Here is a 2260-nt window from a genome sequence, read left to right as displayed (position 1 = left end):
ACCCGCATCACCAGTTCTGGTGGCTATTTTTGAAAGTCGATTTCCCATGAACTAATTATAGGTAAATGGCTAAAATGATTCTTATGAATATGGTGACCCCACCCCCCGAGCTCGCGGCCATTACCGCCCTTCAATCCAAATTGGTATCGGCCTTGCGCCCGATACTCCCGGAGCACGCTTTGCTTTGGGAGCCTGAGGACACGATTCCCTATGAATGTGATGGTCTAGCGGCCTATCGACGCATGCCCCTCGCGGTAGCCTTACCGGAGACTGAGGAGCAGGTTGCCCAGATCCTAAAGACCTGCTTTGAAATGCAAGTGCCTATCGTTCCACGCGGATCTGGCACTGGCCTATCCGGTGGCGCCATGCCCATTTCCCAAGGTTTAGTGCTCTCGCTAGCCAAACTCAAAAAGATTATCAGCATTGACCCTTTCACCAGAACTGCAGTTGTACAACCCGGTGTTCGCAATTTAGCCATCTCTGAAGCTGTTGCCCATCTGGGGCTTTATTACGCTCCGGACCCCTCTTCACAGATTGCCTGCTCCATTGGCGGCAATGTGAATGAAAACTCTGGTGGTGTCCACTGCCTCAAATATGGACTAACCCTTCACAACGTCCTCAAAGTTCGCGGCGTGTTGATGAATGGTGAAATCGTGGAATTTGGCAGCCTTGCGCCGGACTCTCCAGGACTCGATTTATTGGCAATTGTGATGGGTAGCGAAGGCATGCTTGCAGTGGTGACTGAAGTCACGGTCAAGCTCATTGCTAAGCCAAAATTGGCTCGCGTCATCATGGCCAGTTTTGACGATATTGAAAAAGGTGCCGATGCAGTTGCCGCGATCATCGCTGCTGGCATCATTCCTGCCGGCTTAGAGATGATGGATAAAGCCACTACTCGTGCAGTAGAAGAATTTGTTCATGCGGGGTATGACCTTGAAGCTGAGACCATTCTCCTGTGTGAGTCCGATGGCACGCCTGAAGAGGTTGCAGAAGAAATTGAGCGCATGACTAAGGTGCTCGAACTAGCAGGTGCTAGTGGTATTCAGATTTCTCAAAATGAATCGGAGCGCTTGAAATTTTGGAGTGGTCGTAAGAATGCCTTCCCCGCAGCAGGACGCTTAGCGCCTGATTACTACTGTATGGATGGAACAATCCCCCGCAGAAATATTGGCACTCTACTCAGACGTATTCAGGTTATGGAAAAGAAATATGGTCTTGTTTGCTTGAATGTATTTCATGCGGGCGATGGCAATATGCATCCACTCATTTTATTTAACGGTGCCGATCAAGATGAGTGGCATCGAGCTGAAGAATTCGGTACTGAAATTTTAGAAGCCTGTGTCGAGCTCGATGGCACGATTACTGGTGAGCATGGCGTTGGAATTGAAAAGATTAATTCCATGTGCGTTCAATTTGGTGAAGGTGAACGCGAGTCTTTCTGGGGAGTTAAGACAGCATTTGACCCTGAACGATTATTAAATCCTGATAAGGCGATCCCCACATTAAATCGTTGTGCTGAATACGGTCGTATGCGCATTAGTGGCGGCAATTTACCGCATCCCGAGTTGGAGCGCTTCTAATGTCCACATCCAACAATATGGCTATTGATTTATTTCGCGAACAAATTCTGGCAGCAGTCAAAAATAAAACACCACTATCAATTGAAGGTGGTGGAACAAAGTCTTGGTATGGCAATACCAATTCCTATGCCAAGTTAGACACCCGCCCTTATTCTGGCATCCTGGAATACCAGCCTGAAGAATTAGTGATTACGGCTTGTGCTGGCACACCATTAAAGGAAATTGAAGCAGCTCTAGCTGAAAAGAATCAAGTGCTCGCTTTTGAGCCACCCCATTTTGGTCATAACGCAACTTTTGGTGGCACCATAGCTGCAGGCTTAGCAGGACCTGGTCGCATTAGCGCTGGCAACTTACGTGACTTTGTTCTTGGTGCACGCATCATGGATGGCAAAGGCCAAGACTTATCTTTTGGCGGCAAGGTGATGAAAAACGTGGCGGGATATGACGTTTCACGTTTGATGCCCGGATCTATGGGAACCCTCACACTATTACTCGAGGCTTCTGTAAAAGTACTACCTAAGCCTGCAGCAACAGCCACCTTACGTTGTCAGCTCAGCCAAGAAAAAACCTTGCGCCTCTTAAATGAGTGGGCTGGGCAACCCTTACCACTCTCAGCTAGCTGCTGGATTGGAAGCCCAAGAGGTGGCGATGGTGAACTTACCATTCGTCTGGCCGGTGCT

Annotated in this window: 2 protein-coding genes; both read left to right on the top strand. The window is 48.7% G+C overall.

Translation table 11 applies throughout. The features are described from left to right. Window positions 1-74: 74 nt before the first annotated feature. Window positions 75-1580, top strand: a complete 1506-nt coding sequence (locus tag B7X71_RS15555; protein ID WP_293601381.1) for an FAD-linked oxidase C-terminal domain-containing protein — start codon at window positions 75-77, stop codon at window positions 1578-1580. Then, window positions 1580-2260: glycolate oxidase subunit GlcE (gene glcE, locus B7X71_RS15550; protein WP_293601379.1), on the top strand; the 681-nt coding region annotated here is incomplete at its 3' end. The genes B7X71_RS15555 and glcE, both read left to right, overlap by 1 nt.

It is taken from the genome of Polynucleobacter sp. 39-46-10 (assembly GCF_002282275.1).
Note: the sequence above shows the minus strand (reverse complement) of the source record. Positions and strands in the feature narration are given on the sequence as shown.